The sequence below is a fragment of the Microbacterium sp. 22303 genome (genome assembly GCF_052045265.1).
Classification (GTDB): Bacteria; Actinomycetota; Actinomycetes; order Actinomycetales; family Microbacteriaceae; genus Microbacterium.
Window position 1 is genome coordinate 317,226 of sequence record NZ_JBQEOQ010000005.1, and the last position, 13,827, is coordinate 331,052.

A 13,827-nucleotide genomic window follows, 5' to 3' on the forward strand; every position below is an offset into this window, starting at 1 on the left:
CGGCGCACCTAAAAGTGGGGTAGGTTTTCGGTGTGCCTAAATCCACGGTGACCTTCGCACCCTCGCGCGCCGATGCCGCGGCGTCCGCCCGCGGTGCGGCGCTGCTCGGCCCTGCGCTGGTGGCAGGAGTCGCCTATGTGGACCCGGGCAACGTCGCCAGCAACATGACGGCGGGAGCAGGCTACGGCTACCTGCTGGTCTGGGTGGTCATCGTGGCGAACGTGATCGCGTGGCTCGTGCAGTACCTCTCCGCGAAGCTCGGCGTCGTCACCGGGCGCAGCCTCCCCGAGCTGATCGGCGACCGGCTGCAGCACCGGTTCGCGCGGCGCGCGTACTGGCTGCAGGCCGAGCTCGTCGCGATGGCGACCGACATCGCCGAGGTCATCGGCGGCGCGGTCGCGTTGCAGCTGCTGTTCGGGATCCCCCTGCTGCTCGGCGGCCTCATCACGGGCGCGGTCTCGATGGCGCTGCTCGCCGTGCAGGGCCGTCGCGGCGCCCGGCCGTTCGAGTTCGTCGTGATCGGCCTGCTCGCCGTGGTCACCATCGGGTTCCTCGCCGGGCTGCTGGTGGCCCCGCCGGATCCGTCCGCCGCCCTCGGCGGGCTCATGCCGCGCTTCACCGATTCCGGATCCGTGCTGCTCGCCGCCTCGATCCTCGGCGCGACGATCATGCCGCACGCGATCTACGCGCACTCCGCCCTCGCCAGGGACCGATTCGGATCCGCCCCCGTGCACCCGGGCGGAGACCCCGAGCCGACCACGCGCACCCCGATCGCGCGGCTGCTCACCGCGACCCGATGGGATGTCACCCTGGCGATGGTCGTCGCGGGCGCCGTGAACCTCGGCATGCTGCTGCTGGCCGCCGCCACGCTGCCCGGTGTGGACGGCACCGACTCCCTCGAGGGCGCGCACGCCGCGATCAGCGCGCAGCTCGGGCCGCTCATCGGCACTCTGTTCGCGGTCGGCCTGCTCGCGTCCGGCCTGGCCTCGACCGCGGTGGGGGCGTACGCGGGCGCCGAGATCATGCACGGCCTGCTGCGGATCCGCATCGCGATGCCGGTGCGGCGGCTCATCACGCTCATCCCGGCGCTGCTGATCCTCGGGCTCGGCGTCGACCCCACCTTCGCCCTCGTGCTCAGCCAGGTGGCGCTGTCGTTCGGGATCCCGTTCGCGCTCATCCCCCTCGTCGCGCTCACCGCCCGGCAGCGCACGCTCGGGCGCTACGCCAACCGACCGTGGACCACGATCGCGGGCATCATCGCCGCTGCCCTGCTCATCGCGCTCAACGCCGTGCTGCTCTGGCTGCTGCTGAGCGGGTCCTGACACCGGACCGGATCCGGCGTCCGCGTTTCCTGACCGCGAGACTGCAACGGAGTAACGAGACAGCGAATCAGGCGTGCAGTCTCGTTACTCAATTGGAGTCTCGCGGTCGAAGGGACCCGGATCCGGATCCGGATCCGTTCTCGGGCGCGGCCGGCGAGCCGCTCCCGTCCTCCTGGACCTGAGCCTCCGCCCGGACTTCGGCCCGGGTCTCCGCCGCTCTCGCCGTCGCCTTCGCGGCGGCCACCTCGGTCGCGACGTCCTGCGCATCGACGTCCGTCGCGGCCGCCCCACCGGTCTGCGCCGGTACCAGGGCGCGGGCGATGCCCTGCAGCTCGGCGATCATCTCGAGCTGGCGACGATTGATCTCCAGCAGCGCCTCGATGTCGACCCTGGCGGCGACGTTGGTGTCGAAGTCGTGCTGAGCGAGCGCGGCGGAGATCGCGTCCTGCCGCTTCGCGGCGATGAGCAGGATCGCGCCCTGCAGACCGGCCAGCATGCTGAGGAACAGGTTCAGCAGGATGAACGGATAGGGATCCCACGCCGTGCTCTTGATCGTATTGAGGATCCACCACACCGCCATGAACAGCACGAACCCGCCGACGAAACCCCAGCTGCCCATCGCGTTGCGCAGGCGATCGGCAGACCGCTCCCCCAGTGTGAGGTGCTCCTGCGCCTGTTCGTGCCAGGTGCTCTCCGGCAGCGGCCGTGCGCTGCTCTCCGGCAGTCGCCCGAGGAACGCATCGAGGTCCTCGCTCGAGATGGCCTGCTGGCTCGACATGGTCTGCTCCCTCGCCCGCCCGCGCCGTCGCGGGGTCGGATCCAGTCTCCTGCGTCGTCCCGGCATGCCATGGCGGCGCGCTGAGCGGGGCGGCGCGGCGGTCCTGGCGGATCCGACCCCGTCCCCGGGGCCGGGGCCGGGCCGCAGCTCACACGTCCGGATCCATCGGACGGACGATACGGCCCAGGCAGGACCCACAGCCTCCGCCGGTAGGCTCGAGGGATGGCAAGATCCCGCCGCCCGTCCGCCGCGCAGCGCGCCGCCGAGAAGGCCGAGGCGCAGGCATCCGCACGCCGGGCCGTACGCATCTGCACCTGGGCATCGCTCGTCACAGGCGCACTCGGGATCCTGCTCGTCGCCGTGCCGAAACTGCTGCCGGCGGGCGGCCCCTGGGTGCAGCTCGCACTGGGCGCCCTGACCCTGATCCTGTCGTTCCGCGCTCGCGCGATCGGCATGCGCGGCGTCGAGGGCTTCGACGGGCGCCTCTCGCTGCTCGGCGCGTTCGCCGGCTTCGGGATCATGTTCTTCGCCGGCCAGGCCGCGTTCGCCGTGCTCTCCGCGATCGGCCACTGACCTCGCTCCTCCGGGGCCCTCGCCCCACGTGGCCCCGGGGGCTGAGCGCCGGGCGCCAGTCGCACTCTTGGAGCCGGCTCGCGCCGAAAGCCATGCCGGTTAGGCTGGACCCGTGGCATCCCCCGCGGCCGACGACTACCTGAAGACGGTGTTCGCGCACACCGAATGGCAGCCGGCGCCGATCACGCCGTCGCAGCTCGCCGCGAAGCTCGGCATCGCCCCGTCCAGCGTCACCGAGATGGTGAAGAAGCTCGCCGCAGCCGGCCTCGTCTCGCACGTGCCCTACGGCGCAGTGCGCCTCACCGAGGAGGGGGAGCAGCGCGCCCTCGCGATCATCCGCCGACACCGCCTCATCGAGACCTGGCTCGTGCGCGAGTTCGACTACGCGTGGGACGAGGTGCACGACGAGGCGGAGGTGCTCGAGCACACCATCAGCGACCGTCTGCTGGAGGGCATCGATGCGCGCCTGGGACGGCCGCGATTCGATCCGCACGGTGATGCGATCCCCGACGCCGACGGCCGCATCGAGCGCGAGCCGTTCGTGCTGCTCGCCGACGCCGCCACCGGCCACGCGGGCCGGGTGCTGCGCGTGGACGACCGTGATCCCGAGCTGCTGCGCGCTCTGGAATCCGCGGGCCTGGTGATCGGCGGCGAGGTCGTCGTCACCCGCGACGGACTGCGGATCGAGGGCTCCGATGTTCCGCTCCCCTCCGACGGCGCCGACGCGGTCTGGCTGTCGGCCTGACCGCGGTCATCGGATCCACGGCACTGGTTCTTCAGCACCCAATCCGCGGCACCGGATCCACGGCGGCCGCTCGGCGGCACCGGATCCACGGCGGCCGCTCGGCGGCAGCGGGTGTCGGCGTGCCGTATTCAGGACGGATCTCGCGTGATGGCGTGAACATGGCCGGATCCGGGCCTCCAGAGCAGATCCGACCTGAATTACGCACGGGGCCACGCTGTCATCCCCCCGTAATCCGGGAGTCCTAGGCTGGGCGCATGGCACAACGCGACGACATCGAATGCTGGCTCACCGACATGGATGGTGTGCTCGTGCACGAGAACGACGCCATCCCCGGGGCGTCCGAACTGCTCGCCGGTTGGGAGAGCAGCGGCATCCCCTACCTCGTGCTGACGAACAACTCGATCTTCACCGCGCGAGACCTGTCCGCGCGTCTGCGCACGAGCGGGCTGAACGTGCCGGAGGAGCGGATCTGGACCTCCGCGCTCGCGACCGCCGACTTCCTGCAGCAGCAGCTCCCCGGCGGATCCGCGTTCGTGATCGGCGAGGCCGGGATCCTCACCGCCCTGCACGACGCGGGCTTCATCATGACCGAGACGAACCCCGACTTCGTCGTGGTCGGCGAGACCCGCAACTACTCGTTCGAGGCGATCACGAAGGCGATCCGCCTGATCAACGACGGCGCCCGGTTCATCGTCACCAACCCGGATGCCACGGGCCCGAGCGCGGACGGACCGCTGCCCGCCACCGGCGCGATCGCCGCACTCATCACGAAGGCGACGGGCAAGGATCCGTACGTCGTCGGAAAGCCGAATCCGATGATGTTCCGCTCGGCACTCAACAAGATCGGCGCGCATTCCAAGCGCACCGGCATGATCGGCGATCGCATGGACACCGACGTCGTCGCGGGCATCGAGGCGGGCCTGCACACGATTCTCGTGCTCACCGGGATCAGCGACACCGCGGAGATCGAGAAGTACCCGTTCCGCCCGGACGAGGTCGTGCAGTCGGTCGCCGACCTGCTCCCCCGCATCACCGAGACGATCCGTACGATCCCGCAGAAGGCGCCGAAGACGAAGGGCTGATCCATGGGCGCACTCGACGAGGGCGAGCGGGTCGTCGCCACGGACGCCGCCGCCTGGCGTTCATGGCTCGCCGAGAACCATGCGACCGCGACCGGCGCCTGGCTGGTGCGGCCGCGGCCGGGGAACGACGAGGTGCACGTCGGCTACGAGGAGGCCATCCTGCAGGCGCTCTGCTTCGGATGGATCGACGGTCCGGTACGCAGCTTCGATGAGCGGATCGGCGGGCTCTGGTTCGCGCCGCGCCGCGCGTCCAGCGGCTGGGCGGCGACGAACAAGGCCCGCATCGCCCTGCTCGAGGAGGCCGGCCTGCTCGAGGCCGCGGGGATCCGCGCGATCGAGGTCGCCAAGGCCAACGGCGCCTGGAGCGTGCTGGACGGTCCCGAGGCCGGCATCGAGCCGGACGACCTCATCGCCGCGCTCGACGCATCCCCTGCCGGGCGGGCGGGATGGGACGCCTTCCCGCCGTCGGCGAAGAAGGTCGGCCTGACGCAGATCGCGATGGCGAAGCGGGCCGAGACCCGGGCCGCGCGCATCGCGAAGATCGTCGCCGACGCGGCGGAGGGGAAGCGGCCGTGACCTCGAATCCGATCATCTGGGTCGCGGCCGTCATCGCGCTCGGCTCACTCACCGCGTGGATCGTGCAGTTCGCGCGCAACCGCCGCGGCGGCTCCGCCCGCGACCGTGGCGCCTGGTGGGAGGGCCCCTGGGACGAGGACGACAAGGGCTCACCCGGTCGTTGAGCGCCCCTCGACTACCGGACCGGTGAGCGCGCCATTCCACAGGACTTTCGCACGTCTGTAGGACGGATCCGTGGATTCCGTCCTACAGAAGTGGAACCTTCCTGGATCTTTGCGCGCAGCACGAGCTTGATCTATGCGCGCAGCACGAGCCTGGATCGCAGCACGAGCCTGGATCTATGCACGCAGCACGAGCGCCGCGGCGCCGATGAGCGGACCCTCGTCGCCGAGACCCGAACGGACGACGCGCGTGCGGCGGGAGTAGTCGTGCTGCGCGCTCTCGGTGAGCGCGGCCTGGACCAGGTCGATGTAGTCGTCGGCGACGCGGGAGAAGCCGCCGCCGATCGCGACGACCTCCAGATCCACGAGCGTCGAGGCGTCGGCGAGCGCCGCACCCACCGTGCGGGCGGAGCGCTCGATCGCGGCGCGCGCGATCGTATCCCCCGCCTGCGCGTCGCGGGCCAGATCCTCGCCCTGCTGTCCCGACCATCCCTGCGTGCGGGCCCAGGCCACGCTCGCAGGACCGGAGGCGACCTGCTCCACGGTGAGCTCGGGTGTCGCGTGCACCTGGCCGAGGTGGCCGGCGTTGCCCGAGGATCCGGGCAGGTAGCGACCGTCCACGACGAACCCACCGCCGACGCCGGTCGACACCACGATCGACAGCGATGCCGCGGCGCCGCGCGTGGCGCCGTACCGCGACTCGGCGAGCGCGAGGCAGCCGCCGTCGTGCGCGAGCACGGTCTCGACGGCGTTCCCGTGCACCTCCTCGGCGGCGGAGCGCACGGCGTCGCGCAGCCCGAAGCCGTGCGCGGCGGGCATGTTCACGGGAACGATCGTGCCCTGCACGCGGTCCACCGGGCCCGCGCTGCCGATGCCGGCGCCGACCAGCTCGTCATCCGCGCTCAGCCCGGTGAGGGCGTAGGCCACGACCTCGCCGATCGCGGCGCGCAGCGATTCGAAGGTCGCGTCGGGGCCGGTCGGGCGACGGCTGCGCGTGCCGTCGACGACGGTGCCGTCGGCGCGCACCAGGGCGGCCTCGAGCTTGGTCCCGCCCACGTCGACGGCGAGCGCGACCCGGCGGTCTGCGGATCTGGTCATGCGATGCTCCTGATGTCAGGGACGGATGCACGATCCGGGGACGGATGCAGGACGGGATCCGGGATCCGATCGTGCAGACGTCGCAACGTCGTGCAGACGTCGCGGAGAGCCGCGGCCGAGGTCGCGGCGAAGGTCACTGCGGGTCGAGCCCGAGGTCGTCCAGGTCGATCGCAGCGAGCCACTGCAGGCCCGCGGCCTCGATCGCGGCCTGCGCGCCGGTCTTGCGGTCGACGATCGAGATCACGGCGACCGGCTCGGCGCCCGCGGCGCGCAGCACTTCGACGGCCTTGAGCGGCGATCCACCCGTGGTCGAGGTGTCTTCGACCACCACGACGCGCTTGCCCGTGACGTCGGCGCCCTCGATCTGGCGCCCGCGGCCGTGGTCCTTGGGCTCCTTGCGCACCACGAAGGCGTCGACCGGGGATCCGGCGCGCACCGACTCGTGCATCACGGCGTTGGCGATCGGGTCCGCGCCCAGCGTGAGGCCCCCGACGGCGGCGATGCCGTCGAGCCCCTGCATGAGGTCGAGCACGATGCGTCCGATCGCGGGCGCTGCGCGGTGGTCAAGGGTGAGCCGGCGCATGTCGACGTAGTAGGTCGCCTGCTTGCCACTGGCCAGGGTGAAGTCTCCGTGGAACACCGCCTCGTCCTTGATCAGGGCGATGAGGGCCTGGCGGTCGGCTTCGAGTTCGGGGGTGCTGAGCGTCACGGCACAAGTCTAGGGCGGCGCTCCCCGGCCGCAGGAGCTCCCGGCCGATCCGGATCCGCGCTGGTCGCGTCCGGCAAGACGGTGCGAGGATGGGCCGTGGCCGTCACGGCGCCGCGAACGACGCGACGGCGCGGCCGTGACTGGAGGTTCCGCATGCTCGACGTCGACACCTACGCCGCCCTCGCCCGGCTCAAGCCCGTGCCGCCGCTGGAGCTCTCCAGCCCCGACTTCGACGCGGATGGACCGCTGCCGGTCTGGGCCTGGTCCGCCTCCCGCGGCGGGGACGACCGCTCCCCCGGCCTGGTCTGGGGAGAGCCGCCGGCAGGCACGAAGAGCTTCGCGCTCTCGATCTACGACCCCGACGCCCCGACCGGATCCGGCTTCTGGCACTGGGCCGTCGCGAACCTCCCCGCCGACGTGCGCTCGCTTCCCGCGGGCGCCGGCGACGGCGAACCCGGATCCCTTCCCGCCCCGGCGATCACGGTGCCGAACGAGGCCCGCCTGCAGCGCTACATCGGCGCCGCCCCTCCCGCCGGCACGGGCGTGCACCGCTACGTCATCACGGTCGATGCGCTGGACATCGAGCAGATCGACCTCGACGGCGACGAGACGCCCGCCTACCTCGGCTTCAACCGGCACTTCCACGTGCTGGCGCGCGGGATCCTGGTCGGGACGGCGGATCCCGCCGTCCGCTGAACGAACCAGATGGGATACCAATTTTCGCCTCCTTCTTTCGAGATGTGGAACTTAAGCTTCACATTGTGGTAATCTCGCGTCGAGAGGTAATCTCGACATCGAGATAAATCACGCCGAGGAGACGCCGATGTCCACACACCGACAGACCGTCACGATCACGTACGAGACGGCCGCGCGCGCCGTGGCGCTCGCCCTCGTGATCGGCGCCGAGCGCGGCCTGCCGACAGTGGCCGCCGTCGCCGATCCGTCGATGACTCTCATCGCCTACGGCATGGCCGACGGCTCGACGCCGCACAGCGCCGACACCTCGCAGCGCAAGGCGAAGAGCAGCGCCTCGATCCGCCGCCGCACCGGACAGATCGCCGAGGCCCTCTCCGCGGCCCTGCCCCTCGGCACCGGCGGCACCATGACCACGATCGACGGGGGCATGCCGATCTTCTTCGGCGAGTTCCACGTCGGCGGCCTCGGCATCGCCGGAGGCCCGCCCGCGCTCGACGCGGAGATCGCCCTGGAAACCCTCAAGCGCCTTGGCGCCCGCACAGAAGGAATGGAACTATGACCTCGTACCTCTCCCGCGCAGACCTGTCGGTCGCCGCGCCGATCGTCGAGTTCGCTGAAGCGTCGCTTGCCGATTCCGGCCGCGACGCCACGGCGTTCTGGGCAGGCGTGAACGAGATCGTCCACGACCTGGTGCCGCGCAACGCCGCGCTGCTCGCCCGGCGGGACGAGCTGCAGCAGCAGATCGACGAGTTCCACCGCCAGAACCCGGGTCAGCCGGATCCTGCCGCCTACCGCGCCTTCCTCACCGAGATCGGCTACCTGGTCCCCGTGCCGGAGCAGGTCGCCGTCACCACGGAGAACGTCGACCCCGAGATCGCCACGATGGCCGGCCCGCAGCTCGTGGTGCCGCTGCTGAACGCCCGCTTCGCCCTGAACGCGGCGAACGCCCGCTGGGGCTCGCTGTACGACGCGCTCTACGGCACCGACGCGATCGAGCGCACCGGCGAGCTCGCCCCCGGCAAGGAGTTCAACCCCGCCCGCGCCGCGGCCGTGGTCTCCTTCGGCCGCGAGCTGCTCGACGAGATCGCGCCGCTGGGCGAGGGCTCGCACCGCGACGCCACGGGCTACCGCGTCGACGCCGACGGACTCGTCGTGGCGACCGACTCGGGCGACCGCCGCCTGGCGGATCCGGCCCGCTTCGTCGGCTACACCGGCGACGCCGATGCCCCCGACACGGTGGTCCTGGTGCAGAACGGCCTGCACGCGGAGATCCTCGTCGACCGCTCCGGCCCCATCGGCCGCACCGACGCCGCGGGCGTGCAGGACATCATCCTCGAGTCGGCGATCACCGCGATCCTCGACCTGGAGGACTCCGTCGCCGCCGTCGACGGGGACGACAAGGCGCTCGGCTACCGCAACTGGCGCGGCTTCATGGACGGCACCCTCTCCGAGACGGTGACCAAGGGCGGCAAGACCTTCACCCGTGCGCTGAACCCGGACCGCGTGTACCGCACGGCCGACGGCGGCGAGGTCACCCTGCCCGGCCGTGCCGTGCTGTTCGTCCGCAACGTGGGCCACCTCATGCGCACCCCCGCCGTGCTCGACCGCAACGGCGACGAGGTGTTCGAGGGCATCCTCGACGCGATCATGACCGCGCTCGGATCCCTTCCCGAGCTCGAGGGCGCGAACAAGGGCACCAACTCGCGCACCGGATCCATGTACATCGTGAAGCCGAAGATGCACGGCCCCGAGGAGGTCGCGTTCGCGGCGGAGCTGTTCGGCCGCGTCGAGGAGCTGCTGGGCCTGCCCGCGAACACGATGAAGATCGGCATCATGGACGAGGAGCGCCGCACCTCGGCGAACCTCGCCGCCTCGATCGCCGCCGCGAGCGACCGCGTCGTGTTCATCAACACCGGATTCCTGGACCGCACGGGTGACGAGATCCACACCTCGCTGCACGCGGGCCCCTTCCTGCCGAAGGCCGGCATCAAGGCGCAGCCGTTCATGCAGGCCTACGAGGACCGCAACGTCGCGATCGGCGTGGCGAGCGGCCTGACCGGCCACGCCCAGATCGGCAAGGGCATGTGGGCCGAGCCCGACCTCATGCACGACATGCTGCAGAAGAAGATCGCGCACCCGCTGGCCGGCGCGTCGACGGCGTGGGTGCCGTCGCCCACGGCCGCCACGCTGCACGCGCTGCACTACCACCAGGTCGACGCGTTCGCCGCGCGCGCGGCGCTGCCCCCGGTCTCGGCCGAGGCGCTCGACCGGCTGCTGGTGCCGCCGCTCGCGGATCCCTCTGCGCTCACGCCCGAGGTCGTCGCGACCGAGGTCGACAACAACGTGCAGTCGATCCTCGGCTACGTGGTGCGCTGGATCGACCAGGGCATCGGCGTCTCGAAGGTCCCGGACATCCACGACGTTGGCCTCATGGAGGACCGCGCCACACTGCGCATCTCGAGCCAGCTGCTGGCGAACTGGCTGCAGCACGGCGTGATCACCGAGGAGCAGGTCGACGACAGCCTGCGCCGCCTCGCCGTCGTCGTGGACGCCCAGAACGCGGGCGACGAGAACTACGAGCCGCTCGCGTTCGCGGAGGGTGAGCAGCCCGGCATCGCGTTCACCGCGGCCCGCCGCCTGATCACCGAGGGCGCCGCGCAGCCGAGCGGCTACACCGAGCCGCTGCTGCACGGCCTGCGCCGCGAGAAGAAGGCCGAGCAGGCCGCCCGGGTCTGACCCCTCTTCGGCTTTCGAAGCGCGCAAATGGCTGCATCCACGCCCTGGATGCAGCCATTTGCGCGCTTTGAACGGACCCGTTCGGGTTACGGCGCCGCGTGTGCGTACGTCGCGCGCCAGACCCGCTCGAATCCCTCCGGGTCTAGTTCCCCCGCGCGGTAGGACGCGCTCGCGTGCTGCATCGTCTCCGCCAGGGCGTCGAGCCGGCGCTGGGCGTCATGGTCGGGCCCGTAGGCGAGCAGGGCGGAGCCGCAGGCGGAGACCCGCGCCGCGCCCCGGCGCACCGCGCGGGTGCGACGGGCGAGCAGCAGGCCCACCAGCACCGCGACCGCTGCGATCACCAGGATGGCGACCAGCGGCGAGATGCCGGCCGCCGCGAAGCCGATCCACGCGAGCAGCGCGACTCCGGCGGCGACAGCGCCGTAGGACCGGGAGGCCTCGGCCCAGCGCCGATCGCGCTCCGAGACGTCCGGCGAGTAGATGACGAGCTCGCTCGACACCACGCCGTACCGGCTGACCGAGCGCGACAGGTAGCCCCAGGACGGACGGGCCCGTCGGGCCGTGCCGGCCGAATGCCCGTGCTGCGAGGGCGTGAACCGCTGTTCGATGACCATGGCTCCACCCTGCGCCGCCCATCGCCGGGCCGGAGTCGTTCCCTACGGAACGCAAACGGGCGCGGGCCGGATCCCTGCGGTTCCCGAACGTCCCGCTGGGTTCGGGAGCGACGCGGATCCGGTTCCGCGTCGAGTCACTGCAGACATCGCTCCCTGAGGGGGGTGCTGGATCCGTGGCAGGGCCGGGCGACGTCCCCGCCCGCCCGTAGGCTGGATTCATGCGCCTGGCCACCTGGAACGTCAACTCCATCCGCACCCGTGTCGCCCGCACCGTCGAGTTCGCCGTCCGCGAGGACATCGACGTGCTCGCGATGCAGGAGATCAAGTGCAAGCCGGAGCAGTTCCCGTACGCGCCCTTCGAGGAGGCCGGCTACCACGTGGAGGTGCACGGCCTGAACCAGTGGAACGGCGTCGCGATCGCCAGCCGCGAGCCGATGACCGACGTGCGCACCGCGTTCGACGGCATGCCTGGATTCGCCAAGGGTCACGAGGGCCCCGATGCGCCCCAGGAGGCGCGGGCGATCGGCGCGATCGTCAACGGCGTCCGCGTGTGGAGCCTGTACGTGCCCAACGGCCGCTCGCTCGACGATCCGCACCTCGCCTACAAGCTGCACTGGCTGGAGGCGCTGCGCACCGCGACCGCGGCCGAGCTCGCGGCCTCGCCCGGCCTCCCGCTCGCCCTCGTCGGCGACTTCAACATCATCCCGTTCGACCACGACAACGGAGATCCGGACATCGTCGTCGGCAAGTCCACGCATGTCTCCCCCGAGGAGCGCGCGGCGTTCTTCGCCCTGGAGTCGGCGGGCGTGCACGACGTGGTGCGGCCGCTGCTGCCCGAGGGGTACACCTACTGGGACTACCAGCGGCTCAAGTTCCCGCGCAACGAGGGCATCAGGATCGACTTCGTGCTCGGATCCGCGGCGTTCGGCGACGCGGTGAAGGGCGCCTCGATCCACCGCAACGAGCGCAAGGGCGAGCAGCCCAGCGACCACGTGCCGGTGGTCGTCGACCTCGAGCTCGCGGGGGCCGCTGAGGACGACGACGACATGCCGATGATCTTCGCCTGATGAGCACCGTCGCGGATCCGGCCGAGCGCGACTCGACGGCGACGTCGGCCGCTTCCGGATCCCCGGTCCGCCTGATCGCGACCGATCTCGACGGTACCCTCCTCGACCCGTCCGGGCACGTCACCGCCCGCACCCGGGCTGCGCTCGACGCCGCACATGCCGCGGGCATCGTCGTCGTGCCCGTCACCGCCCGCCAGCCGATCGGGCTGCGCGCGATCGCCGCGGAGGCGGGGTTCGAGGGCTGGGCGCTGTGCGGCAACGGCGCGTACGGCATCCACCTCGGCACGCACGAGCTGCTGTTCGCATCCGAGATCGCGGTGCCGGTGCAGCAGCGGATCGCGCGGGAGCTCGGCGAGCGGGTCCCGGATCTGCTGTTCGCGAGCGTGCGCGAGGGCGGCGAGGTGTTCGTCGCGCAGGACGGGTACGCCGCCGTCGCGACCCTCAGCGACCACAAGCGCGACCCGCGCACGATGGGTGCCGTGCCGCTTGCCGACGTGCTGGCGGCGCCGAGCCTCAAGCTCGTGATCCGGCACGCCACGATCTCCCCGGCGGAGATCTTCGCCGTGCTGGGCACCCTGGATCAGGCCGGCTTCGCGGCGACGCTGTCCGGCGCGCCGTTCGTCGAGGTGATGGCCGAGGGCGTCACCAAGGCCACCGGGCTCGCGCAGCTGTGCGCCCGGCTCGGCATCGACCGCACCGAGGTCCTCGCCTTCGGCGACGCTCTGAACGACGTGGAGCTGCTGGGCTGGGCCGGCCGCGGCATCGCCATGGCGAACGCCGAGCCCGAAGCACTCGCGGCCGCGGACGAGGTCACCACGTCGAACACCGCAGACGGCGTCGCGGTCGTGCTGGAGCGAGTGCTCGCGGACTGACGCCGTCAGCCCCGCGGGATCCGGTTCTCGTTGACCTGGCTGGGCCTGGTCGTGTTGAGCACCGTCGGCGTGCCGCTGGAGGTGTCGATGAAATAGATCCCGTCCTCGCCCGCCTCGGTCACGGGGAACGCCCACGTGCCGCCCGCCGTCTCCGGCTGGGGGCCCTGCACGACCTGCATCGGCGAGGTCATCGTTCCCTTCAGCACCTCGATCGGGGTGAGGGTGGCGGATGTCGAGAAGTCGGTCCGTGGCGTGCGCAGCGTGACGTGGTCGGACGCGCCGCGGGCGGTCGCGAACACGATGATGTCGGCCCGGGCAGTCCAGTCCTTCAACTGCGCCTCGGTCGCCGCGGGCGCACGCTCGGGCTGCCCGGCGAGCACGCGCTGGAAGGCCGGCAGAGCCCCGGCATCGTCCTGCACGCCGGTGTTGCCGAACAAGACGTAGCCCTCACCGTCGCGCTTGAGGGTGAAGACCCCGGCCCACTTGGCGTCGTACGACTCCTCGGTCGTATCGGTGAGGAAGTACCAGGTGCCGGCGGGCTTCGTCACCGTGATCGTCGTGGGCGCATCGCCCTTCAGCACCTGCTCCACCGTCACGGTGGCGGTCTGCGCCGGGCGCGGACGCGGATGCTCGGCATCGATGGCAACGTCGACGGAATCGACCTTTCCGAACACGACGAGATCGGCTTCCGCGAGCAACTCCGCAACCGGCTCCTGCGGATTCGGATCCGCCGCCGCGGCGGACGGCGAGGGCGTGGACGATGTGCGCATGGTTTCCTCCTCGGGATGTGCGCTGCAC

At 71.4% G+C, this 13,827-nt stretch carries 16 protein-coding genes; 11 read left to right on the forward strand and 5 right to left on the reverse strand.

Features of this window, described 5'->3' with window-relative positions; genetic code table 11:
* Positions 1–32 precede the first annotated feature (32 nt).
* Positions 33–1,322 (forward strand): Nramp family divalent metal transporter, encoded by a 1,290-nt coding sequence (locus tag ACTJI8_RS15775; RefSeq protein WP_440734365.1) that lies wholly within the window; start codon positions 33–35, stop codon positions 1,320–1,322.
* 88 nt (positions 1,323–1,410) lie between these two features.
* Here ACTJI8_RS15775 and ACTJI8_RS15780 read toward each other — a convergent pair whose 3' ends face one another.
* Positions 1,411–2,100, reverse strand: a complete 690-nt coding sequence (locus ACTJI8_RS15780) for a DUF1003 domain-containing protein (protein ID WP_440734366.1) — start codon at positions 2,098–2,100, stop codon at positions 1,411–1,413.
* Positions 2,101–2,322: 222 nt separating this feature from the next.
* Here ACTJI8_RS15780 and ACTJI8_RS15785 point away from each other — a divergent pair, with 222 nt between their 5' ends.
* The 5 genes from ACTJI8_RS15785 (at position 2,323) to ACTJI8_RS15805 (ending at position 5,240) form a co-directional block, all read left to right on the forward strand.
* Positions 2,323–2,673, forward strand: coding sequence for a hypothetical protein (locus tag ACTJI8_RS15785; RefSeq protein WP_440734367.1), 351 nt, complete (start codon positions 2,323–2,325; stop codon positions 2,671–2,673).
* A gap of 112 nt (positions 2,674–2,785) precedes the next feature.
* Complete coding sequence (locus ACTJI8_RS15790) at positions 2,786–3,418, forward strand: metal-dependent transcriptional regulator (protein ID WP_440734368.1); 633 nt, start codon at positions 2,786–2,788, stop codon at positions 3,416–3,418.
* A 254-nt stretch (positions 3,419–3,672) separates the two neighbouring features.
* Entirely contained in the window at positions 3,673–4,500 is an 828-nt protein-coding gene (locus tag ACTJI8_RS15795) for an HAD-IIA family hydrolase (protein WP_440734369.1), read from the forward strand.
* Positions 4,501–4,503: 3 nt separating this feature from the next.
* Positions 4,504–5,076 carry a YdeI/OmpD-associated family protein gene (locus tag ACTJI8_RS15800; RefSeq protein ID WP_440734370.1) on the forward strand — a complete coding sequence of 191 codons (573 nt, stop codon included), beginning with the start codon at positions 4,504–4,506 and terminating at the stop codon, positions 5,074–5,076.
* Positions 5,073–5,240: a hypothetical protein gene (locus ACTJI8_RS15805; protein ID WP_440734371.1), complete on the forward strand. Its 168-nt coding sequence runs from the start codon at positions 5,073–5,075 to the stop codon at positions 5,238–5,240. Before ACTJI8_RS15800 ends, ACTJI8_RS15805 begins: the two co-directional genes overlap by 4 nt.
* Positions 5,241–5,414: 174 nt before the next feature.
* On the opposite strand, the gene ACTJI8_RS15810 is transcribed toward ACTJI8_RS15805, so the two are convergent.
* Positions 5,415–6,335 carry an ROK family protein gene (locus ACTJI8_RS15810; protein ID WP_440734372.1) on the reverse strand — a complete coding sequence of 307 codons (921 nt, stop codon included), beginning with the start codon at positions 6,333–6,335 and terminating at the stop codon, positions 5,415–5,417.
* Between the two features lie 133 nt (positions 6,336–6,468).
* Positions 6,469–7,044: an orotate phosphoribosyltransferase gene (gene pyrE / locus ACTJI8_RS15815; protein WP_233311770.1), complete on the reverse strand. Its 576-nt coding sequence runs from the start codon at positions 7,042–7,044 to the stop codon at positions 6,469–6,471.
* Positions 7,045–7,197: 153 nt separating this feature from the next.
* Between pyrE and ACTJI8_RS15820 the strand changes: the two genes are divergently transcribed.
* The 3 genes from ACTJI8_RS15820 to ACTJI8_RS15830 all read left to right on the forward strand — a co-directional run bounded on the left by ACTJI8_RS15820 (position 7,198) and on the right by ACTJI8_RS15830 (position 10,476).
* Positions 7,198–7,740 carry a YbhB/YbcL family Raf kinase inhibitor-like protein gene (locus ACTJI8_RS15820; protein ID WP_440734373.1) on the forward strand — a complete coding sequence of 181 codons (543 nt, stop codon included), beginning with the start codon at positions 7,198–7,200 and terminating at the stop codon, positions 7,738–7,740.
* Positions 7,741–7,867: 127 nt separating this feature from the next.
* Positions 7,868–8,299: a GlcG/HbpS family heme-binding protein gene (locus tag ACTJI8_RS15825; RefSeq protein WP_440734374.1), complete on the forward strand. Its 432-nt coding sequence runs from the start codon at positions 7,868–7,870 to the stop codon at positions 8,297–8,299.
* A complete protein-coding gene (locus tag ACTJI8_RS15830) occupies positions 8,296–10,476 on the forward strand; it encodes a malate synthase G (RefSeq protein WP_440734375.1) in 2,181 nt (726 codons plus the stop codon). Before ACTJI8_RS15825 ends, ACTJI8_RS15830 begins: the two co-directional genes overlap by 4 nt.
* 86 nt (positions 10,477–10,562) lie before the next feature.
* Here the strand turns inward: ACTJI8_RS15830 and ACTJI8_RS15835 are convergent, their stop codons facing one another.
* Positions 10,563–11,090 (reverse strand): DUF6611 family protein, encoded by a 528-nt coding sequence (locus ACTJI8_RS15835; protein WP_440734376.1) that lies wholly within the window; start codon positions 11,088–11,090, stop codon positions 10,563–10,565.
* A 218-nt stretch (positions 11,091–11,308) separates the two neighbouring features.
* On the opposite strand from ACTJI8_RS15835, the gene ACTJI8_RS15840 reads away from it, so the two are divergent.
* Both ACTJI8_RS15840 and ACTJI8_RS15845 read left to right on the forward strand, forming a co-directional pair.
* The gene (locus ACTJI8_RS15840) at positions 11,309–12,157 is read left to right on the forward strand and encodes an exodeoxyribonuclease III (protein ID WP_440734377.1); all 849 of its coding nucleotides are present in this window, start codon (positions 11,309–11,311) and stop codon (positions 12,155–12,157) included.
* The gene (locus ACTJI8_RS15845) at positions 12,157–13,029 is read left to right on the forward strand and encodes an HAD family hydrolase (RefSeq protein WP_440734378.1); all 873 of its coding nucleotides are present in this window, start codon (positions 12,157–12,159) and stop codon (positions 13,027–13,029) included. Before ACTJI8_RS15840 ends, ACTJI8_RS15845 begins: the two co-directional genes overlap by 1 nt.
* A 5-nt stretch (positions 13,030–13,034) precedes the next feature.
* On the opposite strand, the gene ACTJI8_RS15850 is transcribed toward ACTJI8_RS15845, so the two are convergent.
* Positions 13,035–13,799 (reverse strand): hypothetical protein, encoded by a 765-nt coding sequence (locus ACTJI8_RS15850; RefSeq protein WP_440734379.1) that lies wholly within the window; start codon positions 13,797–13,799, stop codon positions 13,035–13,037.
* Positions 13,800–13,827: the final 28 nt, after the last annotated feature.

Excerpts from the sequence above, each read along its gene's own strand:
- ACTJI8_RS15780 (WP_440734366.1), bottom strand. The coding sequence starts at position 2,100 with ATGTCGAGCCAGCAGGCCATCTCGAGCGAGGACCTCGATGCGTTCCTC.
- ACTJI8_RS15785 (WP_440734367.1), top strand. The coding sequence starts at position 2,323 with ATGGCAAGATCCCGCCGCCCGTCCGCCGCGCAGCGCGCCGCCGAGAAG.
- ACTJI8_RS15795 (WP_440734369.1), top strand. The coding sequence starts at position 3,673 with ATGGCACAACGCGACGACATCGAATGCTGGCTCACCGACATGGATGGT.
- ACTJI8_RS15800 (WP_440734370.1), top strand. The coding sequence starts at position 4,504 with ATGGGCGCACTCGACGAGGGCGAGCGGGTCGTCGCCACGGACGCCGCC.
- ACTJI8_RS15810 (WP_440734372.1), bottom strand. The coding sequence starts at position 6,335 with ATGACCAGATCCGCAGACCGCCGGGTCGCGCTCGCCGTCGACGTGGGC.
- ACTJI8_RS15820 (WP_440734373.1), top strand. The coding sequence starts at position 7,198 with ATGCTCGACGTCGACACCTACGCCGCCCTCGCCCGGCTCAAGCCCGTG.
- ACTJI8_RS15825 (WP_440734374.1), top strand. The coding sequence starts at position 7,868 with ATGTCCACACACCGACAGACCGTCACGATCACGTACGAGACGGCCGCG.
- ACTJI8_RS15830 (WP_440734375.1), top strand. The coding sequence starts at position 8,296 with ATGACCTCGTACCTCTCCCGCGCAGACCTGTCGGTCGCCGCGCCGATC.
- ACTJI8_RS15835 (WP_440734376.1), bottom strand. The coding sequence starts at position 11,090 with ATGGTCATCGAACAGCGGTTCACGCCCTCGCAGCACGGGCATTCGGCC.
- ACTJI8_RS15840 (WP_440734377.1), top strand. The coding sequence starts at position 11,309 with ATGCGCCTGGCCACCTGGAACGTCAACTCCATCCGCACCCGTGTCGCC.
- ACTJI8_RS15845 (WP_440734378.1), top strand. The coding sequence starts at position 12,157 with ATGAGCACCGTCGCGGATCCGGCCGAGCGCGACTCGACGGCGACGTCG.
- ACTJI8_RS15850 (WP_440734379.1), bottom strand. The coding sequence starts at position 13,799 with ATGCGCACATCGTCCACGCCCTCGCCGTCCGCCGCGGCGGCGGATCCG.